Below are 25,492 nucleotides of genomic sequence, written 5' to 3'. Positions count from 1 at the left end.
TGGTTCGCGCGAAAGTCAATCTGGCGAAAATCGCCTGCCCCCCAAACGAGTGAATGAAAAAGTAACACGTTATTTGAACGGGTTGGCAAGTGATGCATACGACGACGAAAAATCGGACGGCGCCAGTGGCAAGGAAACGCAGATCAAAACCGTCTGCGCCCAAGGCCCGTGTGCACAAGACATTTCCGACTGAAATTTTACCGGCAGAGATGACCATCTCCACCGACGCCCAAAGGCAAATTTTCAAGGCCGGGACGGCAACCCGCCCGTTTCTCGCCGCGTTGTTTTTCGTGTTGGGATTGGCCTTGGCTGCGGCCATGATCATCGCCGTCACGCAAAGTGTCATCACCGAATTCAAACTGGCCCGCCCCTTGTTTCAGAACGATGCGCCGACAGATGTTGTCAACTCGGACTGGCGCCGGTTCCTGCCGCAAAGCGACAGTCTCGAGGGGGATGGTGGCTATGACACGCTGGACAGCGATGGCCCGAGCGTCGCAACGGCAACAAGAAACGCCTGCCAGACGCATACATCCGCAGCCCGCAGCGCCAACAACAATCCTTCAACGCTGTATGCCTTTGTCACCGCCGACCTGGAAGATGTGTCCAACTCCGTTCAACGAACCTGCGACACGATCAATGTCTTTGTACCGGAGTGGCTGATCATCAGTGATGAGGGAATCGACTGGCTGCAATCCGGCAATCAGGAATTTGGCACGCCTTACGTTGTGCGAACCAATCCATTTGGCAATAGTCCCATTCAGCCGTTGATGCATGTTCAGGCCACCGCACTTGAGGATGGCGGCAGCCGTCACTGGTCCAAGGCTGCAGAGCTCGCAACACGGCACGGATGGTCCGGTCTGTGTTTCGATATGCGCCGGTTGGAGGTGCAGAACCTACAGAAGGCGCTGACCCATTTGGATGGCGTGCAGGATGATTTCGCGGCCAGAAACCTTGAGTCCTGTGCCGTCATTGCTCCTGATCAGATTGAGGCCCTTTCCTACGGGGTCGCCTTACCTGACCGGGTCATTCTACCGGCGGTTCAAAACAGCTATCGACTTGGAATATATGAAGAGTCACCCGCACCTCTGGACTGGTTTCAGACTGTGCTGGAACGCGCGCGCAGCACCATTCCCAAAGACAAGCTGGTGATCGGCATGGCGGCCGGCGGCGTGCATTGGACGACTGGCGCGCCCGCGCCTGAATTCATCAGCTATGCAGATGCGATGTCTCAGGCGGATCAATACGGAGCCTTTGCAGGCTACGCGCCTGAAAAAGGCCATGGGCTGATTTCCTACATGGATACCCACGGCGAGCGGAACATGATCTGGTATCTCGATGCCGTCAGCCACTACAGCCAGCTTTTGAGCATTGCGGAGGCTGGCATCGACAGCTTCGCCATTTGGGGTTTGGGGCAGGAAGATCCCTCCATCTGGCCCCTGCTCGCCAAAGAAGACATTCTTTCGGACAGTGCTTTTGACACGCTACGCGACATTGATCTGAACAGCTTCGTCTCATATCGCGGTACGGGACCCTTCCTGCGGTTCACTGAAAAAGAGGTCCTTGGCCGCCGTCATATAACACGGGACGCTGAGACTCTGATGGTGACCGATGCGGTCACTGATCCATTGCCGCTTCCGGTCATTGCTGACCGCTACGGGACCCTTCCGGACAAATCGATCCTTCTTACGTTCGATGATGGCCCCGCCCAGGATCACACGCAGGATATCCTCGATATCCTGAACGACGCCAAGGTGCCCGCAACCTTCTTTATGGTGGGCAATCAGATGTTCGAGCAAAAGAACGTTGTTGATGCGTTGGCACGGTCTGAGTTTGATTTTGGCCTCCACACCTTTTCTCACCCTCGGCTTGACCGGTCATCTCCGGCGCGGGTTCAGGTGGAACTGGCGTTGCAGTCACGGATCTTCTCCTGGCTGACAGGCCGCACACCTGTGGTGTTTCGTGCGCCCTACATGCGCGGTCCCGGACCGCTTGAGGGCGATCTGGCCCGCCGACTGAAGACCATCATTGACCAGCGCTATCACCTTCTGGGTGCCGATATCGTGCCGCCTGATTGGCGCAGCCTCAGCCCCAAGCAACTGGTCGACTACACGCTGGATGCATTGGATGGCAGCGGTCAGGTTCTGCTACTGCATGACGGCGGCGGCGCCCGCAGCAACACGATCAGCGCACTACGTCTGCTGATCCCTGAGCTGAAGGCGCGCGGCTATCAGTTTCTGACATTAAAACAAGCCATGGCAGGGGTCGGCAGCCCCTATGAAACCCGTCAGGCTGCCAGTCTCGAACCGTTTGAGGCGCTTGCCTTCACCGGTTTTGGAAACAGCGCAACATGGGTGGCCTTCCTGGTGCCCTTCGCGGTGCTGCTCGGGGTCATTCGTGCTCTTGTTTTGTTTGTAATGGCGATCCGGTCCCGCCGTGCCGACCGTGCCGACCTGCGCCATCGCACGGGTGATTTCTCCGCCCCGGTCACGGTTGTGATCCCCGCTTACAACGAAGAGAAGAGCATTCTGAAGACAATCTACAGTGTGCTTCAATCAGACTACCCAAATCTGTCGGTGCTGGTGGTGGATGACGGATCAACCGACGACACACATGGGCTGGTGAGCAAGACCTATAAAGACAATCCAAACGTCCAGATCCTGCGCCAACCCAATGGCGGCAAGTGGAAGGCCGCCAATCTTGCCTTCTCTCATGTGACAACGGATTATGTCGTCGCGATCGACGCCGATACCATCGTCGCACCGGATGCTATCCGCCGTCTGATGCAACCCCTGCGCAACCCCAAGGTCGGCGCTGTCGCTGGCAAGATCATGGTGGGCAATTCAAACAACCTTCTGACCAAGCTCGAAAAGCTGGAATACACGGTTGCTCAGAACATTGACCGTCGCGCCTATGAGACGATCAATGCGATCATGGTGGTCCCCGGCGCCTTTGGTGCCTGGCGGACTGAAGCAGTGCGCAAATGCGGCTACTACTCCAGCCAGACTTTGGCGGAAGACACCGATCTGACGATATCGCTTCTGGAGCAGGGCTATGAGGTCCGTGCGGCCGAGCGCGCCTATGCCTACACCGAAGCGCCAGCCTCTGTTGGCACGCTGATGAAGCAGCGGATGCGCTGGTCCATTGGTATTCTGCAATCCGCCTGGAAGCACCGCAGCACCATCCGCAAGGGGCATGCCGTCGGGTTGGTCGGGCTCACCGATCTTGTGATCTTTGGGGTGATCATGCCCCTGCTTGGCCCGATTATTGACCTGCTGCTGGTGCTCATGCTGGTGCGGTTTGTTTCCAGTTTTGATGGAACCACCTTTGATGCCTTCACAGTGCGCGATTACGCCGTGCTTTCTATCTTCCTGGCGTTGCCGCTGCTGGAAATGATCATGGCCGACTATGCCGTGCGGTCAGAGCCGACCATGCCGCGGTCCATGGTGTTGTTGCTGTTGCTGAACAGATTCATTTACCGCCAGCTTCTGATTATAAATGTCTACCGTTCGCTGTGGCGGATCCTAACAGGGCGGCTGACAGGTTGGCACAAGCTGCGCCGATTTGGGTCTGTTCAGGCGCCTGTCCGACCCACGGTTGCCGCCCGGGCGCGCCTCGGCTGACCCTGGCGCGTTGTTCCAGCAAGCTGCCAAGGCATTGCACATAGAAAAACCTGCCCAAGCATGAGGCCTGGGCAGGTTTGTTTTTGGCAATGACGACGTATCAGTTGTCGTCTGACGTGCTACTACCGGAGAGCGCATTTGGATCGAAGGCCCCTCCGAAGGCGGAGCTGCCGCCTGTCGCGGGCGCTGGAGCGCTGCTTTCGTCTTCGCCCTCGGATGTGGCTGCATCACCGCCCCCGAGCGCGTTGGGATCAAAGACCCCGCCGAAGCCAGAGTTGTTCCCACCGCTGGGTGCGGGCTCAGATGTTGTTGCCCCACCAGCATCCGACGCACCGTTTTCGGCCTCTTCCGCAGCCCGGCGGGCCGCTTCATCGGCGCGACGCTGGCGCAGTTCCTGAATACGCAACTCGGTTTCCAGGCGCTTCTGCTCTTTGACCTCCGCGATACATTGGGCCGGGCTATAAACAGTCGCAGTGCCGACAATCACGATGGTGAAACAGGCAACCCCAACCAACCCGAGAGCTGCCCAGTTGGAACTGAGAAACCCCGGAAGCCGCAGACGACCGCTCTCAAGCTCTTCTACCGTCGCATCCTTACGCGCAGCCGCGACCAGTTCCCGTCGACGAATTGTCGCCTCGTTGAACAGCGCAGCAAAAACTGTCAGCACAACAATAATGAATGCCAGGGCAGAGATTGCCGGTGTGATGCCATAGCGCACCTTCTGCGCCAGCTCGATGGTGAGCGTTGGATATTCTCCGAAGGTGAAGGTGGTGGTGTTGTAGTTCTCGAAGCTGGCGAGAAAGGCCAGGACCGCTGCTGATGCAATTGCAGGCTTCATGAACGGCAGCAGCACCTTGCGGAACGCCTGCGCATGGGTGGCCCCCAAATCAAGTGCCGCCTCGGTCAGCGCGATATCATAGCGCTGCAGACGGGCAACCAGCACCAGCATGCAGTAGCTGGCAATAAAGGTGGACTGACCAATGATGGTAAGGAACAACCCGTTCGACAGGAAACTATCTGCCCCCAGCCCGACCATGCGATTGATGCGATCCCAGAACACCAGTGTTGAGATACCAATCACCACACCGGGGATCAGGATTGGCGCGATGATCACCGTGTAATAGGTGGCACGCAGCTTTGGCCAGATCTGGGTCAGCATCAGCGCCCCCGCTAGGCCCATCGCAACCGACAACACGACGGTACCCGCCCCGACCAGGATCGAATTCTTGATCCCGTTCAGAATGCGTTCATCCTGAAACAGCGCCGAAAACCATTCGAATGTAAGACATTCCCATGGCGTCGCCTGCGGAAATCCAGGTGAGTTGAACGCCGTGACCGACATGATCACCAGCGGCCCCAGCAAATAGGCGAAGAAAATCGCCAGATAGAACCAGACGCTCAGGCGCAGAAAGGAGAGGTTTTTCATTTGCCGATATCTCCCATGTTCACCTTGAACAGGCGCATGACGGCCAGAACCAACAGGATACAGGTCACCAGAAGAACAACTGCATAGGCAGCACCCTGTGGCCAGTCGCTGTTGTCATTGAACTGCTGATAGATCAGCTGTGTGAACCACAGGGACGACGGCCCGCCAAGGATCTGCGGCGCAGCCAACGCGCCCGCCGACAACATGAAGACCATAGTGCAACCCGAGCTGATACCGGGCTTGGCATAGGGGATCACAACGCGCTGATGGATCTTGCTCCAACTGGCCCCCATATCGCGGGCAGCCTCAATCTGGTTGCGGTCCAGACTTTCGATCACATTGTAGATCGGGAAAATCATCAGCAGGATGTAGGCATACCCAAGCCCTGCATAAAGCGCGATATCGTTCCGGATGAAATCAAACGGGGTATCAAACACTCCCATCCCGACCAGTGCGGTGTTCAAGACCCCGCTTTCGCCAAAGATGATACGCAGCGCAAAGGCGCGCAGGATTTCGTTGATCCAGTAGGGAATGATCAGCATCAACGCGAAGATGCGGATGTGATTGCCCTTGGTCTGCGCCAGATAATAGGCAATCGGATAGCACAGGATCAGATTGAACAGTGTCACACAGACTGCCGCGACCAGCGTGCGGAAGAACACGCGCAGATCCACCGCATTATAATCCTGACCGCCGCCCTCAGGACCGAAAACCAGATATTTGTAGTTCTCCAGCGTATAGACGTCCTTCGGCCCACCGATTTCTGGCGGCGGCAGGTTTGGCCGGAATGAAAAGTCGAGCATCGACAGCTGCGGCAGGATGATAAGACCAATGGTCCAGAACAGGACGAGCCCCAACATCAGCGAGCCCAGCCCATAGCCGTTGCGATTGAAGAATTCCCTCAGGAATCTTGGCATGGTCCGGGCCTCCTTATTCTGCGGCCAATTCACCCGCGGGTACGATGACAGCGTTCTGCGTCTCGTATTCCAGGGTGATTGTCTGGCCTGTGTGATCTTCAAAGGACTGGCCAAGGTTGGGGATTGAAACCTTCAACTCCTTACCCCCGTCGCCCTCCATGAAGATATTGAAAGCATTGCCCTCAAATTCCTCGTGGTTGACCTTGGCGCTGACCACGTGGTCGCCAGTGGCGCCCTGCGGTGCCAGGGCAAAGGCCTCCGGGCGAATGAACATCATCGCGTCATCCCCCTCTTTCATCTTGCCCTGATTGGCAGAGGAAATTCGTGCAACCAGATCACCCGACCGGTTGGTCGCGATGAGTGCTTCGTCGCCCATCACCCGCTTGACCTTCCCCCGGAATACGTTGTTTTCGCCAACAAAAGACGCGGCAAAGGCTGTTGCGGGGTCGTTGTAGACCGCCTTGCCATTGCCAATCTGGTCGATCACCCCGGCGCGCATCACGGCGATATTGTCTGACATGGTCAGCGCCTCACCCTGGTCGTGGGTGATGTAGATGAATGTGATGCCGACACGTTGCTGAATCTCGCGCAGCTCGGTCCGCATGTGCTGACGCAGTTTCAGATCCAGCGCTGACAGCGGTTCGTCCAGCAACAGAACATCCGGTTCGGCGCATAGCGCGCGCGCGATAGCAACCCGCTGACGTTGGCCACCAGAAAGCTCCGAAGGCAGTTTGTCGCCCTGCCCCGGCAGCGCGATCATATCCAGCAGCTCATCTGCACGCTTGCGACGCTCCTTGGCCGAAGCCCCCCTGATCTCCATCGAAAACGTGATGTTTTCCCAGACTTTCATCAGCGGAAACAACGCAAGATTCTGGAAGATCAGGGCGGTTGGACGCTTGTTCGGACCAATCCCGCGCATATTGTTGCCACCGATCAGAACATTGCCTTCGCTTGGCTCCAGAAACCCGGACACCGCGCGCAAGATGGTCGTCTTGCCACAGCCAGACGGGCCCAGGAACGAAAAGAAATCGCCCCCATTGATTTTGACATTCGCGTCGCGCACCGCAACGAAATCTCCAAAGCGGATCCAGAGCTTCTCAAGATCTACGCCTACCCCAGCACTCATGTGGCCTCTCCCTCGGTGCAACCGTCCGTTCGGAGGCGAACCCCCGGCCGATGCAGATAGCATCCGGTTGATAATATGTTGAATTTACGCCCTCAGGCGTGTGGCTGGCCCCCGCATGAAACGGGAGCCAGATAGGGTCGCGCGATCAGGTAATCAGGCGCTCTTGAACTTGTTGACGAATTCGGTACGCACATCCGCGTACCAGGGAGCCTCAGCAGGCCAAGGGTTCAGATTGGCCAGGCTGTTGCCCGGATAGGCTTCCGCGAAGTTTTTCTTGTAGACATCGCCGGAGTAATCATCGGCCTTCAGCACCGGTGAGTTGTAGCCGTGGCTGTCGATGGCCTTGCCCGCAGGTTCCTGCTCGTAAGCATAATCGATGAACGCATAGACCTGCTCTTCGTTCTTGGCACCAACCGGCATCGACATCCCGTCGACCCAGGCCATCGCCCCTTCAACCGGCGCCTGATAGTGCACAGGTTCGCCTGCGGATTTCAGCGCCAGCGGCGGACCATCCCAAGTCTGGCCAACAACGACACCTTCGTTCAGCAGACCATTCTTCTGCGAATCCGCGTCGTTCCAGATCAGCTTGATGCGGTTTTTACGCGCCACGCACCAATCAGTGACCTGGCCCCAGACCTTGCGCATGGTCTCTTCGTCGTCATAGGCCGCCCAGATTGAGCCCGGCTCCATTTCACCGGAGGCTTCCATATAGAGACCTGCGCCCAGCATCATCGAATGCGCGCGGCCCATGGTTTTGCCTGCGTTTTCTTCGCTCCAGACATCGCCGTAGGACGGTGCATCCCCGGAAGGCAGCCATTTGTCCGTACGGTAGGCGATGCCCTCAGTGCCCCAGATATGCGGCAACCAATGCGCGCCATCATCGTCGAAGTTCCAGGCGTCGGTACCGATCTTGGCCATTGCCGGGTTCACCGCATCCATATTGACCTTGTTGAGATCGAATGGCTTCAGCAGCTCCAGCGGCCCCCACTGCAGGGACCGGTTGTTGGTCGGCGAAACGATATCGAACCCCTGACCCTTCGTTGCCTTCATCTTGTTGATGATTTCTTCGTTCGACCCGATACCAGTGTAATTTACCTTGATCCCGGTCTTGCCCTCAAACCCGGCGATGAACTCGGGCGGCAGGTAATCGGACCACATCAGAATGTTGATCTCACCGGAGGATGCCAGGGCGCTCTTGGAGTAGAGCGGTGCTGCCAGCGCTGCCGCGCCTGCCCCTTTCAGAATGGAGCGGCGGGTTACTTTGGACTTTGCAGTCATCTTGTCTTTCTCCCTATGGAACTGTTGGTCTTTTGTTTTTGCTTTTGGTGGTGAAACTCTGCGGAACACACTCCTGTTGCTACAGTGACAGATTCAGAATTCGATAAGGCCAGACGATGTCGGGCAAAGACACTTATGGGGCCAGTTTTAGCGCTCCATCGTCAACGATCAGACCAAAGCGGTTACCCGCTTTTCGATGATGATGCCGACTCTCATGTTGTTTCACACGGATCAGTCTGCGCCTCGAAGGCCCCTCACGTCAACGCTGCAACACTGTGGAAGCGTTCACAAAAACGCCGGGACGCTCAAACCGCCATGCCAATAAGTGCAACCCCGACCGCCATCAGGACAGCCGCCCCGAGGCGGCGCTTCCAATTGCCCTCTTTCAGGATCAGGAAACCAATCAGCGCGGCGAAGATGACAGATGTTTCGCGCAAGGCCGAGACCGCGCCCAGCGGTGCAAAGTTTTTCGCAAACAAGACCAACCCATACGCGCACATCGACACCAGACCGCCCGCAATTCCCAATGCCCAAACTTTAAGCGGCAATCCCGGCAAGGTCTCTCGCTTTCGCAGGATGACAAACACCGCGACAAAGATGTGCAAAAAGGCACCCCAAGCCCAGTAGCTGACGGTATTCTGTGACAGTCGCACCCCGACACCATCAACCAACGAATATACCGAAATGCAGAACCCGGTGCCCAGCGCGTACCATAGCGCGCCCCGCCCAACACCGGATCGCAGCGCTTTCCAACTGCTGAGTTGGATTCCCACCGCAATAAGCGTAATCCCGAACCAAGCTTGTAAGGGCAACATTTCCCCCACGAAAATCATCGCCCAGAGCGAAACCAATGCAGGCACAATTCCGCGCGCGATCGGGTAGACCACGCTCAGGTCGCCATGCTGATAGGCACGCCCCAGCATGTAGAAATACCCGAAATGCACGACAGTGGAGAGGCCGATATAGGGCAGGCTCGCCACCGCAGGTAATGGCAACGACACCACCATGACCGCCCCGGGAAGAACATGACCCAGCGCGACCAACCCCAATGTCGTGGTCCGATCTGTTGCGGTTTTGACAATGGCATTCCAGATCGCATGCAGCAACGCAGCCGACAGGATAATGGCGATCACAAATGGAGTCATGTCAGGCTTTCAGATCTGGCAGGTCGCTGCGGGGAGGCATCAGTCCATTTCCTCGGCAGGCATGTCTTGTATCAAGCGCGTTTCCAGCAACTGCCCGTTCCGATAGAGGATTGGATAGGCGATGGCAGCGATATGGCTGTTGAATTCCCGCAGTGCGCGCAGGGTCTCAAGATGGATATCAGAACTCTCGAAACTCTCCGCAGCCCCTCTCTGGAGTCTGCGCAGATGGCGCTTGCGGCTGTCGCGTTCCATACGCTTCACCTCGGTCTTCTCAAGGCTCAGCAGACGCGCGCTTTCCAGATCGTCCGAGATCAGCACATTTGAGGCCAGCTGCATATTGGCGACAATGACCTCGTGCATACGGGTGATCTCTGCCCAGCCTTCTTTCGAAAACCGCACACCCTTCTTGTGCATTGACGTGGCAAGGGTGGCGAGACGTTCGTCCACTACATCCCCGGCCGTCTCGAGCCGAATGGCATATTCCACCAAGTCGCGGGCCACTTTGGCGTTTTCCTTGCCGAACCCCTCGCTCGGCATGCCCGCCACATAACTCCGGATACCTGACAGGCAATTGTTCACCTCCCGGTCCAACGCCTGCACCGCCCGGATCTGAGTGCGGTCACCATGCTGGTAGAGGTCTGGAACAGGTCGGAACATGGCGCTGACCAGATCCGACATTCGCAACAACTCCCGCTTGAGGCTGCTGATCGCCTGATTGGGCTGCCGATAATCGTCCGTATTCAGCACACTAACAGGCATCCCATGCGCAGTATCCTGCGGCGTTGCCGGGTCCGGCACCAGACCTGTCAGAACGCCGTGCAACATACCGCAAAACGGCAGCGCCAAAATCAGCAGCGATGTGTTGAACAGCAAATGCGCATAGACCAGCGTCTGCCCGCCCTCAGGCGCGCCCAGAACACCGGCTCGCAACGCCATATTGACACCAAACAGACACAGCACAGCCCAGGTCCCACGCAGCCCCAGATTGGCCAGCGGTATTCGCCGTCCCGACGCTGGCATCCCGCGGCTCAGCCAGACCGGAATGAACGCAGAGCCGAAATTCGCACCCAACACCAAAGACAGGCCAGCCGCAAAGGGGATCGCATCAATCTGCACCAAGGTGACACACATCAAAATGGCCGCCACCGAGGAGTGCATGACAAAGGCAAGTGCAGCCCCGACAAGGAACGCGGTGATGTAGTCCCGCGCCAGGTATTCTGCAATCGCGGGCAAAAACGCGCTTTCCCGGATCGGGTCCATCGCCTCACGCAGGAAACGCAAGGAAATCAAGATGAACGCAATCCCCATCAGGATGCGCCCCATCTGACGGGCTTTTTTCGCCTCAACCTTGACGAACAGATAGCCACCAACCGCCAGCAGCACCGGCACCAGCCAGTCCAGACGGAACGACAGAAGCTGAATGATCAACGCGGAGCCCAGATCCCCGCCCAGCACAATCGCCAACCCGGAGGCAAAGGACAGCATCCCCCCCGCCGCAAACCCGGACGTCAACAAGGCAACCGCGGCCGAGCTTTGCAACACGATGGCCATGCCAACACCAACGAAACTGGCCTGCACGAGGCTGCGCTGTTCGGTCAGGAGACGCTGAAACGTGGCACCATAGCTGCGTTCAATGCCCGTGCGCACCATACGCACCGCAAAAAGCAGCAGCATGACAGCACCGGCGAGGCTGGTAAGAAAGCTCAATATGGCCATAGGCTCGTGTCTTTTCCTTCTGTCGGGCAGTCTCTAACGGCTGCCGATCTTTATCTTGGCGCTCAACGGAACTCCGTCTGCGCAACTGTTCGCGCGGCTCACTCCAGCGAGGGGGCCCGTTTCTTTGCCTTCACCTCGCTCCCCGCGTCAGCGTCCCGCGTCGGCGCCAGTTCAAGGCCGATTCCCCAGGTTTCCAACGCACGGCGGTACTTTCGCCCCGGCAAGGCATCGGTCATCAGCAGGTCCAGCATCTCCGGTTGCGGCCCCCGGTGCGGCGCCATGTCATCGAATTTCGGATGGGCCAGTAACAACAGCGTCCGTTCGGCGGCCTGCGCAACCACCGCCGCAAGCTGGGCCTCTGTCGCACTGTGGTAGAGGGCGCCGTGTTTGGCAGAAAACGCATCAGCCGACAACACCGCCAGGTCCAATGCAAATGCACGTACCTGCTGTTCGGCAACATGGCCAAACGTGCCACGTTCATTGCTTTGGATTTCCCCGCCGAGGAAATGCACCCTGTTGCCGTTGTGATTGGCCAGCGTCTGCGCGACGCCAATAGAATTGGTCACCACTGTCAGATTGGCGCGGCGACGCAGTTCCTTTGCGACAAACGCTGTGGTGGATCCCACATCGAGAAAGATCGCCATCCCGTCTGTGATCTGCGGCAGAACTCCGGCGGCGATGCTCTGCTTTTCTTCGGTATATTTGGAGATCCGCCGAAAAAAGCTATCCGCCGTATCCGGCCCGCTCAGATAGGCGCCACCATGGACCCGTTGTACCAACCCCTGCTTGGCCAGTGCCTTGATCGTGCGCCGCACGGTTTCTTCCGAAACGCCCAGCACCTTAGCCAGCTCGCCACTGCGCGCCGAACCGCCCAGACGGCGCAAGGCCTCTAGCAGTTCAAGCTCGCGATGGGACATTTTCTGGTCTGCAGGCACCCGGAAACCTCTGTACAGGACTGATGAATCTGCCGGGCAGTGAACCACAGCTCAATCAAAAAAATCAAACAGGAAAACACAAAAACCCACATTAGCGGTCAATTTCAACGGTGTTGAGCCCGGAAACCCTTTGCCACGAAGACAATTTCGGGCTTATCTGGCGTCAATTGCCGCGAGGAAGATCTCTATGAGCCGATGTTCAGACCAGCGCAGGAATGTCCTGTTCATCCTGATTGATCAGATGCGGGCCGACTGCCTGTTTGGCGCCTTAGCGGAGCATGTGGCGCTGCCCAATCTTCGCGCGCTGATGGGGGATGCCGTTACTTTTCAGAAGAACTACACAGTTGTGAACCCCTGCGGTCCGTCGCGTGCCTCTATCCTGACCGGCCAGTATGCGATGAACCACCGCTCCGTCCGCAATGGCACCCCCTTGCGACATGACACACCGAACCTCGCCTCGGAGATGCGCAAGGCGGGTTATCTGCCGATGCTGTTTGGGTATACCGACACCTCGCACGATCCCCGCGTTCACCATCCAAGCGACCCGGCGATGCAAACATACGAATACCCGATGAGCGGGTTTCATGAGATGTTGGAGATGCGGATGGAAATGTCGCACCCATGGCGCGCGCATCTTCTGAACAAAGGTTACACATTCGACCGCTACTGGGACATCTACAAACCGGTATCGCCGACCGGGGATGCCCCGCGCCTTAACGATCCGGCGCCGTATCGGGCTGAGGACAGTGACACCGCATTTCTGACTGACCGATTTCTGGCAACCCTGCCCGGCTACCGCGACCAGAATTGGTTCGCGCATCTGACCTATATACGCCCGCATCCACCGCTTGTTGCGCCTGCCCCCTACAACCGGATGTATGATCCTGCGTCCCTGCCGCTCCCGCACCGTCTTGCCACTGTTGAGGACGAGCGCGCGCTTCATCCATTTTTTGATCCAGCCACCCGTGCCGCCTCCCCGGCGTCCTTTGTGGAGGGATTCCCCGATCTTGAGCCCAGCGACGAGGTAATCCAGACGCTTCGCTCGATCTATCTGGGTCTTGCCAGCGAGGTCGACGCCCATATCGGTCGGGTTATGGAGTACCTCCGCGACAGCGGCCAGCTGGAGAACACGCTTGTGGTGCTCAGCGCAGATCATGGGGAAATGCTGGGCGATCGGCACAGCTGGGGGAAATTCTCGGTTTATGAGGCGGCCTATCACACGCCTCTGATCATTCGCCAACCGGGCAACGCAGCGCGCGCCGGCGCTGTGGTGCATGACATCACCGAATCCATCGACCTCGCACCGACCATTCTGGACTGGGTGGGCCAGCCTATTCCAAACGCGATGGACGGGCGCTCCCTGCTACCGCTGCTTGCCGGAAACACTCCAGACAACTGGCGCAGCTATAGCTATTCGGAATTGGATTTCGCCGAGCCTGAACACCCTAGCATCTGGCAGCAACACCTGGGCACGGATGCGAGCTGTTCCAGCCTTGCGATTCTGCGCGATGCGCGCTTCACACTGGTGGAGTTTGCTGCCGACCTGCCGCCCCTGCTGTTTGATCACGATGATCTGGGCGAGGCTGATAACGTAGCAGAGCACCCCGACTATCAATGCGATTTGGCCCGGCTGACGCGACAGATGTTGCGCCATCGTATGCGTAACATGGATCATACGTTGTCGCTGGACACCATCACCCCACAGGGGCCGCGCAGGCAGCTGCGCCATAGGCCGACGTTCGCTGCAGGCCACCAGGATGACTGACCTGCGCAGGGCTGCCCGCGCCCTCTTTGCGGCGGCTGTTGCCCGTGCCAATCCTGCCACGGCACTGGCCGAAAGCCTAAAAGAACACCCGCCAACTCTGCCGCAACCGGGGGGACGCCTGATCCTTGTCGCCCTTGGGAAAGCCGCCATTCCCATGATGCGTCAGGCGATAGAGATGCTGCCGCCCCCGGATCGTGCAATCGCTGTGACCAATCCAGAGAATGTTGCAGACCTCCCTGATATCGAGGTGTTGGCAGGCAGTCACCCTGTTCCGAACCACATGAGCCTGGCGGCGGGGGCCGCCCTGCGCGCGGCACTCAGCAATCTGAACGCCAAGGACAGGGTCGTCGCGCTGATATCAGGCGGCGGCTCCGCTCTGGCGGTCGCGCCAGCGGGAGGTCTCACGCTGGCTGACAAAACCGCTGTGACGGATCTGCTGCTCGGGGCCGGTGTCGACATCACCCAGATGAACCTGATCCGCCAGCAACTGTCGGAGCTGAAGGGCGGCGGCCTGTTGCGCGCGGCGCAGCCTGCGCAAGTGTTCAGCTATATCCTCTCGGATGTCATCGGCGATGATCTGAGAGCCATCGCCTCGGGCCCCACAGTGGCACCGCTGGGCGCGCGGGCAATGGCGCGCGATTTTCTTCTGTCCCAGAACCTGTGGGACAGGCTGCCTCACGCGGTTCAAACCCATCTGGCAACACCAGAAGACCCGCCACAATGGCCCGCGAACTCCAGCGTGGCGCAAGCCCATCTAATCGGGTCAAACCGCCATAGCCTGATTGCCGTGCGCGATCAGGCGAAGCGCGATGGCTGGGCCGCACATATCATCAACGATGCGCTTACGGGAGATGTTGAAGCGGCGGCCAAGACCATTCTCTCAGCAACCATAGCATACGAATCCGGTCACCCGACCGCGCTGATTTTTGGCGGAGAAACCACTGTGCAGCTGACTGGGAGCGGGCGTGGCGGACGGAACCAAGAGCTGGCTCTGCACGTTGCCCGCCTGGGGCGTCGCGCCCTCAAAGAGCGGTGGACCTTCCTCTCCGCAGGCACCGATGGTCGTGACGGTCCGACAGATGCGGCGGGCGGTATTGTCGACAGCGGTACCTGGCAACGGATCAGTGACAACGGCGGCAATCCCGATGCCCTCCTCAGAAACAACGAAAGCAACGCTGCGTTGAAGCTGGCGGGCGATCTCCTGATAACAGGTGGAACCGGCACCAATGTAGCCGATGTCCAAATTATGCTGCTGTCACCGCAGTAAAACAGGCCCCTATTCGTCCAATTGATGCAGCTCGTTCAGCAAATCCAGCAACGCCTCATAGCGATCCTCCCCCATTTGGGCACGGGTACGCTCAATAACGGCAAGGCTTGCATCCAGATTATCGTCAATGACCTGTGTCCCCGCCGATGTGATGCTCACAATTTGGCGGCGGCGATCTATCTGATCCTTCGTACGCTGGATCAGCCCCTTATCCTCAAGCTTCTGCAAGATGCGTGTCAGGCTTGGCAGCAGAAGACAGGCCCGTTCAGAAATCTGCGTTGGGTCGATCCCTCCGGTTTCCTGAACAACACGCAGCACACGCCACTGTTGTTCGGTCAAACCGGCGTCGCTCAGCAGCGCGCGGATAGGGCCCATCACACGCTCGCGGGCGCGCAGCAGGGCGATGGGCAAAGATCGGTCAGTGCTTGGTAACTGCTTGGTCATGGCCAATTATCGCCGCCTCGGCGCACAAAGGCAAATCTTCAATGTCAGCGCCGGCAAGAGAGTGCTTCTGAAAACGGGACCATCAGGGAGGCGTCCGCAAAGGCGAGCGAAATGACGCTCAAGCAATCGCATCTATTGATATAATTCCCCAAAGTAGACAGATTTTAATACACATGTTAATAATATAATATCTCATGGGTTTCTCCCTCTCAGCGCAAAGGACAGCAAATGAACTGGACTGACTTTTCCCATTGGGGGCGCAAGATTGCCGACTGGACCCAACACTACCATCAGACGGTTGGCGACAGGCCGGTGCGCGCCAGAACCGAACCCGGTGACGTTCTGAATGCGCTTCCCGCCACGCCGCCCGAAACCGGCGAAGGCATGGAGGCCATCTTTGCCGATTTTGAAACCGTTGTGATGCCCGGAATCACCCATTGGCAGCATCCACGGTTCTTTGCCTACTTCACCTCCAATGCCGCTGCCCCATCGGTGCTTGCGGAATTCCTCACCTCTGCCATCGCACCGCAATGCATGCTCTGGCAGACCTCCCCTGCGGCGACCGAAATGGAAACCCGCATGATGGACTGGCTGCGCCAAGCGCTTGACCTGCCAGAAGAGTTTCAGGGTGTCATTCAGGACAGTGCCTCTTCCGCCACCCTGGCAGCCGTCCTCACGATGCGGGAAAAGGCGCTAAACTGGCAGGGCAATGAGCAGGGGCTATTTTCCCAGAAGACTCTGCGCATCTACTGCTCTTCGGAGGTGCACACCTCCGTCGATCGCGCCATCTGGGTTGCCGGTATCGGCCAGCAGAATCTTGTCCGTGTTCCGATCAAGGGGGACTGGCGCGGCATGGACCCGGACGCACTGGCCGCAGCAATTGAGGCCGACATCGCGGCCGGCCACCAGCCCGCCGGCGTCATCCTCTGTGTTGGGGGCACGGGAGTTGGCGCCACCGACCCGGTCGATCAGATACTCGATGTGGCTGAAAATTATGGTCTCTATACCCATGTGGATGCCGCCTGGGCCGGCTCCGCCATGATCTGCCCCGAATACCGCCATTACTGGCCCGGAATTGAGCGCGCAGACAGCATCGTTTTCAACCCCCACAAATGGCTGGGGGTGCAATTTGATTGCTCCGCCCATTTCCTGAAAGATCCCGACGATCTGGTCCGAACGCTGGCCATAAGCCCCGAATATCTCAAAACCCATGGCAAAGATGGTATCATCAACTACTCTGAATGGTCAGTGCCCCTGGGCCGCCGTTTCCGTGCGCTCAAAATCTGGTTTCTGATCCGGACCTACGGTCTGGAAGGGCTGCGCCAACGGTTGCGCAACCATGTGACATGGTCACAGCAATTGCATGACCGGCTCCAGTTAGAGCCTGATTTCGAGATCGTGACGCCGCCAATGTGGTCTCTCTGGTCCTTTCGGTATCAACCCGATGGAGCCAAGGATCTGGACGATCTGAATCTGCGGTTGGTGAATGCGATCAACGACGATGGCCGCATTTACCTGACCCAGACCCGCGTCGATGGCGCACTGGTGATCCGTTTTCAGGCAGGGCAATTTGAAACAACCGAAGCCGATGTCATGATGGCACATGATGTCATCATCGAAATCGCCCGAACGCTATAGCACCGACCAACCCGCTCCGCCGAGGTTGATGCGTGGCCGCTGGACAAGCCGCGGCGTGGGGCGATACCTTTTTCCTCAGTCGTGACCGCCCCGAACAGACGCAAGCGATCGCGCCCAATTCAAACCGGAGAGTTTCCATGCCCGCACCCAAAAACACCTTCAAACAGGCGCTGGCCAACGGGGATCGTCAAATCGGCTGCTGGATGAGTTTTGGCGAAGCGGCCGTCGCCGAAATCATGGGGACCTGTGGTTTTGACTGGCTGGTGATCGACGGCGAGCATGCCCCCAATGACATCCGCTCCATTCGGGATCAGTTGATGGCACTGGCAGCATCGGCCAGCCATCCAGTGGTGCGCGTGCCGGTGGGGGAGACATGGATCATCAAACAGGTGCTGGACGCCGGTGCGCAAACCGTTCTGGTCCCCATCGTGGAGGACGCAGATCAGGCCCGCGAACTCGTGCGCGCCTGCCAGTACCCGCCACATGGCACCCGTGGGGTCGGCGCGACAGCAGCGCGGGCGACGCTGTTTGGAACGACCAGCGACTATATTCAAACCGCCGATCAGCAGGTCTGCCTACTGTTGCAGGTCGAAAACCGTAAAGGCATCGAAAATCTCGACGAAATTCTGGCGGTGCCGGGTATTGATGGTATCTTCATAGGGCCCGCCGACCTCTCCACGGATATGGGACATCAGGGCAATTCGGCCCACCCGGAGGTGCGCGCCGTGATTGCCGACGCGCTGGCGCGGATCAAGGCCGCAGGCAAGGCGCCGGGCATATTGGGCATCTCGTCCGAGTCCACACAGGCCTATTTCGACATGGGAGCGCAATTCCTCGCCGTCGGGATTGACGTTATGCTACTGGCGCAGAGCGCGCGCACCCTCGCCACGAACTGGACATCGAAATAGCCACCGGCACCCCAAGAGAGAAAACCGCGTGAGAAAATACGTATTTTCGCGCAATTGACCGGTTTGACACCCCGCCGCTAGCCTGCCACGACAGGAGCGAGACCGCGCCAGATAGCTTGGCGCGCCACGAGGGAGTTACAGGATGAAACGCACATTTGCTGCGGGGATGGTCTCCGCACTGACGCTGACGTCAGCTATGGCCACCGCCGCCTTTGCTGATATTAAAATCGCCCATGTCTATGGCAAAACCGGCCCGTTTGAAGCCTACGCCAAACAGTCACACGACGGTCTGATGCTGGGGCTGGAATACGCCACCGGCGGCACCATGGAGGTGAACGGCGAGAAGATCGTGGTGATCGAAAAAGACACTCAGCTGAAACCCGAGAATGGTAAGGCCCTGCTTGAGGAGGCCTATGGCGACGATGAGGTCGATCTGGCCATCGGGCCGGTCAGCTCCGGCGTTGCGCTGGCGATGCTACCGGTCGCCGAGGAATACGAAAAATTGCTGATTGTAGAGCCGGCGGTTGCTGACTCCATCACCGGGTCGAACTGGAACCGCTATATTTTCCGGACCTCTCGCAACTCCTCTCAGGATGCCGTAGCCAGCGCCATCGCCCTGGCCGGGGACAACGTGCATATCGCAACGCTGGCCCAGGACTACGCCTTTGGCCGCGACGGCATCGCCGCCTTCCGCGAAGCCCTTGCCGCGCAGGGTCACGAGATCGTCCACGAAGAATTCGCACCGACGGACACCACCGACTTTACCGCGGCCGGGGAACGGATCTTCAACGCGATGAAAGATCTCGAAGGCGAAAAGAAGCTCTTCATCATCTGGGCCGGTGGCGGCAACCCCTGGGCCAAAATCAACGCCATGGATCCCAGCCGGTTCGGGATCGAATTTGCCGGTGTCGGCAACATCCTTGCCGCTCTCAAGGGGTTCAAGGATTTCGCAGGCATGGAAGGTGGCACCTACTACTACTATGAGCTGCCCGACAATCCTGTGAACGACTGGCTCGTCAAAACCCATTTTGAGCGGTTTGACAGCCCCCCGGATTTCTTCACCGCAGGCGGCATGGCCGCAGGTATCGCAGCTGTGGAAGCCATCAAGAAAGCCGGGTCTACCGACACCGAAGCGCTGATCACCGCAATGGAAGGCATGGAGTGGGAAACCCCGAAGGGCACCATGCAATTCCGGGCTGAAGATCATCAGGCGCTACAGCCGATGTATCACTTCAAACTGCGCGTGGAAGATGATGTCGAATGGGCGATCCCCGAGCTGGTTCGCGAGCTGAGCATCGAGGATCTGCCGATCCCGGTGCGCAACTGATCGTACCTTTCCCTCAGGTCCGGCGCATCTGGTGCCGGGCCTGATGCGAAGCGGATAACCGCGATTCAATCCCACTCCACACGGATCCGTTCATGATTGCCCCCCTTCTGACCACCGATGATCTGACTGTACGCTTTGGTGGGCACGTGGCTGTCGATGCCGTTACTTGTGCCTTTCACGCCGGCGAACTGACCGCCATCGTCGGTCCCAACGGCGCTGGGAAGACCACCTATTTCAATCTGATTTCCGGGCAGATCCCAGCCAGCGCCGGGCGCGTCACGCTGAACGGTCAGGACATCAGCTCCGCCTCCGTTTCAGCCCGCACGAAGGCCGGTATCGGACGCGCTTTTCAGATGACCAACTTGTTTCCCGATCTGACCGTTCTGGAGAATGTCCGCCTGGTGGTTCAGGCCAAAGCCGGGCGCGGATTCAACCTTTGGTCTATGGTAACAGGCCACGCCGACCTGATAGATCAGGCCGAAGATATCCTAGCCCGTGTGCGTCTTCTGGAGGAGCGTAACCAGATCGTCTCAGAGCTGTCCCACGGCAATCAGCGCAAGCTGGAAGTCGCTCTGCTGATTGCCCTCGACCCGCTGATCTACATGTTTGACGAACCAACCGCCGGGATGAGTGTCGATGAGGCCCCGGTTGTGCTGGACCTCATCGCAGACCTGAAAGCGCAGAGCGATCGCACTGTCCTATTGGTGGAGCACAAGATGGATGTGATCCGAACGCTCGCTGACCGCATTATCGTCCTGCACAATGGCGCGCTGGCGGCAGATGGTGCCCCGGCCGAGGTGATGGCCTCGGACATCGTGCAAGAGGCCTATATGGGGCGTGGACTTGAGGGGGTTTTGGATCATGTCTGATCTTGCCCAGACTGGGACCACCGGCGATCCAATCCTTCGGATTGAAGGGATCTACACGAATATTGCGCAGTACCATATTCTTCAGGGTGTCGATCTCCACGTGCCGCGCGGCGGCGTTACCATGCTGCTGGGGCGCAACGGCGTCGGTAAGACCACGACCCTGCGCAGTGTGATCGGGCACTGGCGGGTTCATCGCGGGCGTATCCTCTTTGACGGCGATGACATCACCCGGGTACCCACCGCCAATATTGCACGCGCAGGTCTTGGGTTCGTGCCCGAGGACATGGGCATCTTTGCCGATCTGACCGTGGAGGAGAACATGGTGCTGGCCGCTGTCTCCGGCCCCATTGATCCCGCGCGTCTGGACTGGATCTTTCAGGCATTTCCGCCGCTGAAGACATTCTGGACCTCCGAAGCCGGCAATCTCTCCGGTGGGCAGAAACAGATGCTGTCGATTGCCCGCGCCATGATCGAAGAGCGCAAGCTCTACCTGATTGACGAACCAACCAAGGGGCTGGCCCCAGCAATCATTTCCACCATGGCCCGCGCGCTCAAAGATCTAAAGGACCAGGGAGCCTCAATCCTGATGGTCGAACAGAATTTCGCCGTCGCAAAGGCACTTGGCGATACCGCCAACGTGATGGACGACGGCCGCGTGATCTGGTCCGGGGAGATGGCCGAACTGGCCGGCGATCCCACCCTACAGGAACGGCTGATGGGCCTCAGCATGGAAGCGAAGTGAATGATGTCTGACGGTCGATACATATCCCGCAATGGCTGCATCGGACAGGAGATAACCCGATGAGCACAGCCCCTGAACACAGCCCAACAATGGCTCGGTCTTCGGTGGCCGACAGGCTGGCGCCTTATGCGCCGCTTATGCTGGTTCCGGCCTTGGCAATTGCCGGTCTGATCGCGGTGCAGAACCCGGCCAGTTGGCTGACCCTGACCGTGTCCGGTCTGGCCATGGGGATGATGATCTTCCTGATGGCGTCAGGGCTCACCTTGGTGTTCGGCCTGATGGACGTCATTAACTTCGGTCACGGCGCCTTTGTCTCGGTTGGCGCCTTCATCGGGATCTCCGTCCTGCTGACACTGGGTCACCTGACCAATGCCCCCTCGCTGGGGCTGAACCTGCTGGCCATCCTGGCTGCGGTTCTTGCCGCTATGGCTGCAACCGCCGTCATGGGCTGGGCTTTCGAACGGGTGATTGTCAAACCCGTCTACGGCAACCACCTCAGTCAGATCCTTGTCACCATGGGAGGGCTGATCATTGCAGAGCAGCTGATCATTGTCCTGTGGGGGCCAGAGGAAATCTACTTCACCCGCCCCGAAGCACTGAAAGGCGCGCTCACCTTCGGCGATGCCGCGATTGAGAAATACCGGCTGGTCACAGTCGGCGTTGGGTTGGCTGTCTTTGCCGCCATGCGGTTTGTCCTGCGCCGCACCAAGATCGGCCTGATCGTCCGGGCCGGTGTTCAAAACGGGGAGATGGTCGCGGCACTGGGATACCGTTTGAGGCTGGTTTTCATCGGTGTGTTCATCGCCGGATCGGCATTGGCCGGACTTGGGGGCGTTATGTGGGGCCTCTATCAGGAGGTGATCACCGCCCATATGGGCAATCAGGCGATGATCCTGATCTTCATTGTGGTGATCATCGGCGGGCTGGGGTCGGTTGAGGGCTGCTTCATCGGCGCGCTGCTGGTCGGGCTGCTGCAGAATTACATCGCCTTTGTAGAGCCGAAACTGGCCCTTGTTTCCAATATCGCCTTGATGGTGGCCATCCTGATGTGGCGGCCGATGGGCATGAACCCGGTGGTAAAGGCAAAATGATCCGTACCCTTCTCTCTGGCGATCTGCCGCGCTCCCGCGTTCTGGCCCTGCTGCTTGCGGTTATCCTGATCTGCCTGGCCTTCGCGCCCTTTTTGTTTCCCGGCGTTCGCACCGTCGATACAGCCGCGCGCATCTGCATTTTTATCGTGCTGGTGGCGAGCTACGATCTCTTGCTGGGGTACGGCGGTATCGTCAGCTTTGCGCATACGATGTTCTTCGGCATGGGCGCCTATGGGGTCGCTCTCACCTCAACCCATATGGGGCGTGGCTTTGACGCGCTGGCAATCGGGTCTATCACGGGGGCGGCGCTCGCTGCGGTTCTGGCGCTGCTGATCGGGTTATTTTCCCTGCGGGTCCGAGCGATCTTCTTTGCCATGATCACGCTGGCTGTTGCCTCTGCCGTGGCGGTTCTGGTCAGCCAGCTCTCCGGGCTCACTGGCGGCGAAGATGGGCTGACCTTCAAGATCCCACGCGAATTGGGGCCTGCGTTCAAATTCGGCAAAGAGACGTTTGACGGCGCATTGTTCGGGGTCAAACTGAACGGAAAATTGCTGACCTACTACCTGATTTTCGGCGGCAGCGCGCTGCTGTTCCTGGCATTGCTGCGGGTTGTGAATTCGCCGTTTGGCCGCGTACTGCAGGCGATCCGGGAGAATGACTTCAGAGCGGAGGCGATTGGCTACAAAGTGGTCTACTACCGCGTCACCGCCACCTGCCTCTCAGCTGCGATCGCCGCGTTGTCGGGATCTCTCTACGCGATCTGGCTGCGTTATGTGGGGCCGGATACCACCCTGTCGATGACAATCATGATCGACATTCTGCTGATGGTCGTCATTGGCGGCATGGGCACCATCTACGGCGCCGTCATCGGCGCGACCCTGTTCGTGCTGGCACAGAACTATCTGCAAAACCTGATGGGCGTTCTCTCCAGCATGACCGAAGGATTGCCTCTGCTGCCCGAACTGCTCAGCCCGGACAGGTGGCTCTTGTGGCTTGGGGTGCTGTTCATTCTCAGCGTCTATTTCTTCCCCAGTGGCGTGGTCGGCCGCCTGCGCGGCCAACGCTAGCGCGCAGATCAGCGCAGGATCTGGCCTTCGGGCCAGCTCAGCTCCGTCTCGATCTCGATCACTTCGGTCGCACCCGCCGCAATCTCCATATCCCAGGCCAAGATGCCACGCTGCTTCTCGACGTTTTCCTCAGTCGGTGCAGGGCGGGCGTCCCAGATAATCTCCAGCGCGTCCTGCTGGGAATAGGGGACACGGTCCAGCAGGCGCAGCGGCCAGGCACGGTTCGTGAGGTTCTCCACCTCAATCTCGACCCGGCGGACCTGTTCAGTGTTGCGCGAAATCAGCCCCTGCTCCCCCTCGCTCTGGTCAAGAATATCGCGACTTAGGGTCAGACCTTTGATTGCGCCAAAGCCCAGATCCGCCTCCGCTCCCGGTGCCAGCCCGGCAAAATCTGCGACAGCGACCAACTTTCCGTCGACGAAATGGGCGGCCTGCGTCGCAGCCAGAAGCTGTTCACCAAACTCATTGGTGAAGCGTACCATACGGTAGGCGGTCTCATTGCGCAGCGGCACCGCTTGGGCCGTGAGCGTCGCGGTGGTCTTCAGGCTATCCATCTCCAACCGCAGCGCCTCTGCCCCTGATGCGACGGAGACCGGCGTATCAAACCCATAAACCGCAGCGACACCACTGCGGTCGACAGACCATTGCCGAAATATCTCATCAACCACCACAGCCGCTTCGATAATAGGCTCGTTCGCAAGATCCAATTCCATATCAGATGACAGCCGCTGTTTCGATGTTGGCGCGGGCATTGGCTTCTCGATCCGCCGCAGCTGTGGGAAAAGCCGCGAGGGCGCTGATTGCCCCATAGGTTCCGCTGTCGACAGCGTCAGCGCAACGTCCTGCCAGTTTTCGCCCGTGTCCTGAGACAAGATCACGCTGCGGTTCAACGTCAGCTCCGGATCGCCACCGGTTGCGAGATGCAACTCATAGCTCGGAGACCAGCCGATATTGCCAGCCCCTTCAGTCAGATACTGCATGCGGATTGAGGCCTCACCCGCAGTCGCTGCCTCAACCGTTACCTCAATGTAGAGGCGGTCCTCGTCCTCTAGCGACAGAGCCGCAAGCGCAGTGCGCGCCTCGGTCAAACTTTCCTGCAAGGTGACGAGCGCTTGCTCCTTATTGCGGGCTTCAGCCTCGGCATCAACGATCTGGCGGTGATTTTCGACGGCACGACCGCTGATCATCAGAGCGATATCGGCAAGCGCAGTGGCATCCGTACCCACAAGCCCGTCATTGCTACCAAGCTGCTCCAGGAAATGAATAGAACTGCGCGCCGCATGAGCGGCGGCCCGTGCGCGCGCCACCTCATCTTCCACCGCGGCGATCTGTGCTTCGATCTCATCTATGCGCGCTTCGGCGGCTTCAATCTCCGGTGTCGACGCGTCACGTGGCGGAACGAACTCATCTCGCACCCGGGTACTGATCCTGCGGGCGCCGTCTATTTGAACCTGCAGGCTCGCGGTCTCCGCACTTTGCGGCACGCCTTGCAGGATCAGCTCGTGCTGCCCCTCAGGCAACACCACATCGGCGGTCCGGGTAATCTGCGCCAGCCCCGGATACAGCGTGACCGCTGAAATCTGGCTGTCGACTTGTATCACGTCCGAAACCGCAGCTGTGCCAACACATGTGGTCACGGCAAACGTCGCGCCAAAGGTCATATTTGAAAAAGCAGATCGCATAATTTCTCTCGACTGATGAACACTGCGGGGCAATGCCTCGCCTGTCACCGAACCTAGAGACGCATCGGCGCTGTGACCAGTTGCATCCGCAGCTGCCTGCCTGCCACCCCTTCGTATCTGGGGCCTCTCAGAGATATTCAGGCAAAGGTTCGCCGAAACGCGTTTCCAGTTCTCCCCCTGGGAAGCCCAGAAACCGGCAGGTGCAGATTTCAACATGGCTATGGGCGTCCCGCAGGCGCATGCGCCCGTCTTTCCGCTCCAAGTAGAACCCCTTGATGCGCAGCGCGCGGATCAACTCAAGCCAGGTCTTTGCGGTGCGGAAACTCTCGCTCAGGACCATTCTCAGCTGTGCCGCCATCTCGGCGTCCAGCCGCGAACTATTGCGTGCGGAGGCCCAGGCGCTTTCGCCCGCGCGAACGCGCTCACCCTCTGCGATCTCTTGCGCTGATCGTTTTTCCATCATGGTCTAACCCCCCCTTTACCGTTGTCTAACCCCCATCAGACTAGTGGCATCAAGGCTGGCAAGAAC

20 protein-coding genes are annotated in these 25,492 nt (G+C 58.8%); 10 read left to right on the top strand and 10 right to left on the bottom strand.

From position 1 onward, the window contains the following. Window positions 1-209: 209 nt before the first annotated feature. On the top strand, window positions 210-3,620 hold the full coding sequence (locus tag D1820_RS13885) for a glycosyltransferase (RefSeq protein ID WP_254683316.1): 3,411 nt from the start codon (window positions 210-212) through the stop codon (window positions 3,618-3,620). A 100-nt stretch (window positions 3,621-3,720) separates the two neighbouring features. Here the strand turns inward: D1820_RS13885 and D1820_RS13880 are convergent, their stop codons facing one another. The 7 genes from D1820_RS13880 to D1820_RS13850 form a co-directional block, all read right to left on the bottom strand. Next, window positions 3,721-5,046 carry an ABC transporter permease gene (locus tag D1820_RS13880; RefSeq protein WP_040171586.1) on the bottom strand — a complete coding sequence of 442 codons (1,326 nt, stop codon included), beginning with the start codon at window positions 5,044-5,046 and terminating at the stop codon, window positions 3,721-3,723. Beyond that, complete coding sequence (locus D1820_RS13875; protein ID WP_118069461.1) at window positions 5,043-5,963, bottom strand: ABC transporter permease; 921 nt, start codon at window positions 5,961-5,963, stop codon at window positions 5,043-5,045. Before D1820_RS13875 ends, D1820_RS13880 begins: the two co-directional genes overlap by 4 nt. Window positions 5,964-5,976: 13 nt before the next feature. Then, complete coding sequence (locus tag D1820_RS13870) at window positions 5,977-7,089, bottom strand: ABC transporter ATP-binding protein (RefSeq protein ID WP_118069460.1); 1,113 nt, start codon at window positions 7,087-7,089, stop codon at window positions 5,977-5,979. A 153-nt stretch (window positions 7,090-7,242) separates the two neighbouring features. Then, window positions 7,243-8,367, bottom strand: coding sequence for a PotD/PotF family extracellular solute-binding protein (locus D1820_RS13865; protein WP_040171592.1), 1,125 nt, complete (start codon window positions 8,365-8,367; stop codon window positions 7,243-7,245). A gap of 305 nt (window positions 8,368-8,672) precedes the next feature. Continuing rightward, window positions 8,673-9,512, bottom strand: coding sequence for a DMT family transporter (locus D1820_RS13860; protein ID WP_118069459.1), 840 nt, complete (start codon window positions 9,510-9,512; stop codon window positions 8,673-8,675). A gap of 39 nt (window positions 9,513-9,551) precedes the next feature. Then, window positions 9,552-11,228, bottom strand: a complete 1,677-nt coding sequence (locus D1820_RS13855) for a Na/Pi cotransporter family protein (protein ID WP_014881246.1) — start codon at window positions 11,226-11,228, stop codon at window positions 9,552-9,554. A gap of 98 nt (window positions 11,229-11,326) precedes the next feature. Beyond that, the gene (locus tag D1820_RS13850) at window positions 11,327-12,145 is read right to left on the bottom strand and encodes a DeoR/GlpR family DNA-binding transcription regulator (RefSeq protein WP_371311706.1); all 819 of its coding nucleotides are present in this window, start codon (window positions 12,143-12,145) and stop codon (window positions 11,327-11,329) included. A gap of 205 nt (window positions 12,146-12,350) precedes the next feature. On the opposite strand from D1820_RS13850, the gene D1820_RS13845 reads away from it, so the two are divergent. Then, complete coding sequence (locus D1820_RS13845) at window positions 12,351-13,928, top strand: sulfatase-like hydrolase/transferase (RefSeq protein ID WP_118069457.1); 1,578 nt, start codon at window positions 12,351-12,353, stop codon at window positions 13,926-13,928. Beyond that, window positions 13,921-15,195 carry a glycerate kinase gene (locus tag D1820_RS13840; protein WP_118069456.1) on the top strand — a complete coding sequence of 425 codons (1,275 nt, stop codon included), beginning with the start codon at window positions 13,921-13,923 and terminating at the stop codon, window positions 15,193-15,195. The genes D1820_RS13845 and D1820_RS13840 overlap by 8 nt, the downstream gene beginning before the upstream one ends. Before the next feature lie 9 nt (window positions 15,196-15,204). Here the strand turns inward: D1820_RS13840 and hpaR are convergent, their stop codons facing one another. Beyond that, window positions 15,205-15,639, bottom strand: coding sequence for a homoprotocatechuate degradation operon regulator HpaR (gene hpaR, locus D1820_RS13835; protein WP_096870384.1), 435 nt, complete (start codon window positions 15,637-15,639; stop codon window positions 15,205-15,207). A gap of 228 nt (window positions 15,640-15,867) precedes the next feature. Here hpaR and D1820_RS13830 point away from each other — a divergent pair, with 228 nt between their 5' ends. The 7 genes from D1820_RS13830 to D1820_RS13800 all read left to right on the top strand — a co-directional run bounded on the left by D1820_RS13830 (window position 15,868) and on the right by D1820_RS13800 (window position 23,281). Then, complete coding sequence (locus D1820_RS13830; RefSeq protein WP_118069455.1) at window positions 15,868-17,277, top strand: pyridoxal-dependent decarboxylase; 1,410 nt, start codon at window positions 15,868-15,870, stop codon at window positions 17,275-17,277. A 137-nt stretch (window positions 17,278-17,414) separates the two neighbouring features. Next, on the top strand, window positions 17,415-18,185 hold the full coding sequence (locus D1820_RS13825) for an HpcH/HpaI aldolase/citrate lyase family protein (RefSeq protein ID WP_118069454.1): 771 nt from the start codon (window positions 17,415-17,417) through the stop codon (window positions 18,183-18,185). Window positions 18,186-18,327: 142 nt separating this feature from the next. Further along, on the top strand, window positions 18,328-19,512 hold the full coding sequence (locus D1820_RS13820) for a substrate-binding domain-containing protein (protein WP_118069453.1): 1,185 nt from the start codon (window positions 18,328-18,330) through the stop codon (window positions 19,510-19,512). A gap of 92 nt (window positions 19,513-19,604) precedes the next feature. Beyond that, window positions 19,605-20,381, top strand: a complete 777-nt coding sequence (locus D1820_RS13815) for an ABC transporter ATP-binding protein (protein WP_118069452.1) — start codon at window positions 19,605-19,607, stop codon at window positions 20,379-20,381. Continuing rightward, window positions 20,374-21,123, top strand: coding sequence for an ABC transporter ATP-binding protein (locus tag D1820_RS13810; RefSeq protein ID WP_118069451.1), 750 nt, complete (start codon window positions 20,374-20,376; stop codon window positions 21,121-21,123). Before D1820_RS13815 ends, D1820_RS13810 begins: the two co-directional genes overlap by 8 nt. Before the next feature lie 59 nt (window positions 21,124-21,182). Next, window positions 21,183-22,214: a branched-chain amino acid ABC transporter permease gene (locus D1820_RS13805; protein ID WP_118069450.1), complete on the top strand. Its 1,032-nt coding sequence runs from the start codon at window positions 21,183-21,185 to the stop codon at window positions 22,212-22,214. Further along, a complete protein-coding gene (locus D1820_RS13800) occupies window positions 22,211-23,281 on the top strand; it encodes a branched-chain amino acid ABC transporter permease (RefSeq protein WP_118069449.1) in 1,071 nt (356 codons plus the stop codon). The genes D1820_RS13805 and D1820_RS13800 overlap by 4 nt, the downstream gene beginning before the upstream one ends. An 8-nt stretch (window positions 23,282-23,289) precedes the next feature. On the opposite strand, the gene D1820_RS13795 is transcribed toward D1820_RS13800, so the two are convergent. After that, on the bottom strand, window positions 23,290-24,963 hold the full coding sequence (locus tag D1820_RS13795) for a DUF4139 domain-containing protein (protein WP_254683315.1): 1,674 nt from the start codon (window positions 24,961-24,963) through the stop codon (window positions 23,290-23,292). Between the two features lie 127 nt (window positions 24,964-25,090). Beyond that, window positions 25,091-25,426 (bottom strand): hypothetical protein, encoded by a 336-nt coding sequence (locus D1820_RS13790; protein WP_118069447.1) that lies wholly within the window; start codon window positions 25,424-25,426, stop codon window positions 25,091-25,093. Between the last annotated feature and the right edge of the window lie 66 nt (window positions 25,427-25,492).

Origin of the sequence: Phaeobacter sp. LSS9 (genome assembly GCF_003443595.1) — a bacterium.
Classification (GTDB): Bacteria; Pseudomonadota; Alphaproteobacteria; order Rhodobacterales; family Rhodobacteraceae; genus Phaeobacter; species Phaeobacter piscinae.
This window is presented reverse-complemented; position numbering and strand designations above follow the sequence as displayed.

What these genes read in the sequence shown, in the direction of transcription:
- D1820_RS13885 (WP_254683316.1), top strand. Translation starts at nt 210, where the DNA reads ATGACCATCTCCACCGACGCCCAAAGGCAAATTTTCAAGGCCGGGACG.
- D1820_RS13880 (WP_040171586.1), bottom strand. Translation starts at nt 5,046, where the DNA reads ATGAAAAACCTCTCCTTTCTGCGCCTGAGCGTCTGGTTCTATCTGGCG.
- D1820_RS13875 (WP_118069461.1), bottom strand. Translation starts at nt 5,963, where the DNA reads ATGCCAAGATTCCTGAGGGAATTCTTCAATCGCAACGGCTATGGGCTG.
- D1820_RS13870 (WP_118069460.1), bottom strand. Translation starts at nt 7,089, where the DNA reads ATGAGTGCTGGGGTAGGCGTAGATCTTGAGAAGCTCTGGATCCGCTTT.
- D1820_RS13865 (WP_040171592.1), bottom strand. Translation starts at nt 8,367, where the DNA reads ATGACTGCAAAGTCCAAAGTAACCCGCCGCTCCATTCTGAAAGGGGCA.
- D1820_RS13860 (WP_118069459.1), bottom strand. Translation starts at nt 9,512, where the DNA reads ATGACTCCATTTGTGATCGCCATTATCCTGTCGGCTGCGTTGCTGCAT.
- D1820_RS13855 (WP_014881246.1), bottom strand. Translation starts at nt 11,228, where the DNA reads ATGGCCATATTGAGCTTTCTTACCAGCCTCGCCGGTGCTGTCATGCTG.
- D1820_RS13850 (WP_371311706.1), bottom strand. Translation starts at nt 12,145, where the DNA reads ATGTCCCATCGCGAGCTTGAACTGCTAGAGGCCTTGCGCCGTCTGGGC.
- D1820_RS13845 (WP_118069457.1), top strand. Translation starts at nt 12,351, where the DNA reads ATGAGCCGATGTTCAGACCAGCGCAGGAATGTCCTGTTCATCCTGATT.
- D1820_RS13840 (WP_118069456.1), top strand. Translation starts at nt 13,921, where the DNA reads ATGACTGACCTGCGCAGGGCTGCCCGCGCCCTCTTTGCGGCGGCTGTT.
- hpaR (WP_096870384.1), bottom strand. Translation starts at nt 15,639, where the DNA reads ATGACCAAGCAGTTACCAAGCACTGACCGATCTTTGCCCATCGCCCTG.
- D1820_RS13830 (WP_118069455.1), top strand. Translation starts at nt 15,868, where the DNA reads ATGAACTGGACTGACTTTTCCCATTGGGGGCGCAAGATTGCCGACTGG.
- D1820_RS13825 (WP_118069454.1), top strand. Translation starts at nt 17,415, where the DNA reads ATGCCCGCACCCAAAAACACCTTCAAACAGGCGCTGGCCAACGGGGAT.
- D1820_RS13820 (WP_118069453.1), top strand. Translation starts at nt 18,328, where the DNA reads ATGAAACGCACATTTGCTGCGGGGATGGTCTCCGCACTGACGCTGACG.
- D1820_RS13815 (WP_118069452.1), top strand. Translation starts at nt 19,605, where the DNA reads ATGATTGCCCCCCTTCTGACCACCGATGATCTGACTGTACGCTTTGGT.
- D1820_RS13810 (WP_118069451.1), top strand. Translation starts at nt 20,374, where the DNA reads ATGTCTGATCTTGCCCAGACTGGGACCACCGGCGATCCAATCCTTCGG.
- D1820_RS13805 (WP_118069450.1), top strand. Translation starts at nt 21,183, where the DNA reads ATGAGCACAGCCCCTGAACACAGCCCAACAATGGCTCGGTCTTCGGTG.
- D1820_RS13800 (WP_118069449.1), top strand. Translation starts at nt 22,211, where the DNA reads ATGATCCGTACCCTTCTCTCTGGCGATCTGCCGCGCTCCCGCGTTCTG.
- D1820_RS13795 (WP_254683315.1), bottom strand. Translation starts at nt 24,963, where the DNA reads ATGCGATCTGCTTTTTCAAATATGACCTTTGGCGCGACGTTTGCCGTG.
- D1820_RS13790 (WP_118069447.1), bottom strand. Translation starts at nt 25,426, where the DNA reads ATGATGGAAAAACGATCAGCGCAAGAGATCGCAGAGGGTGAGCGCGTT.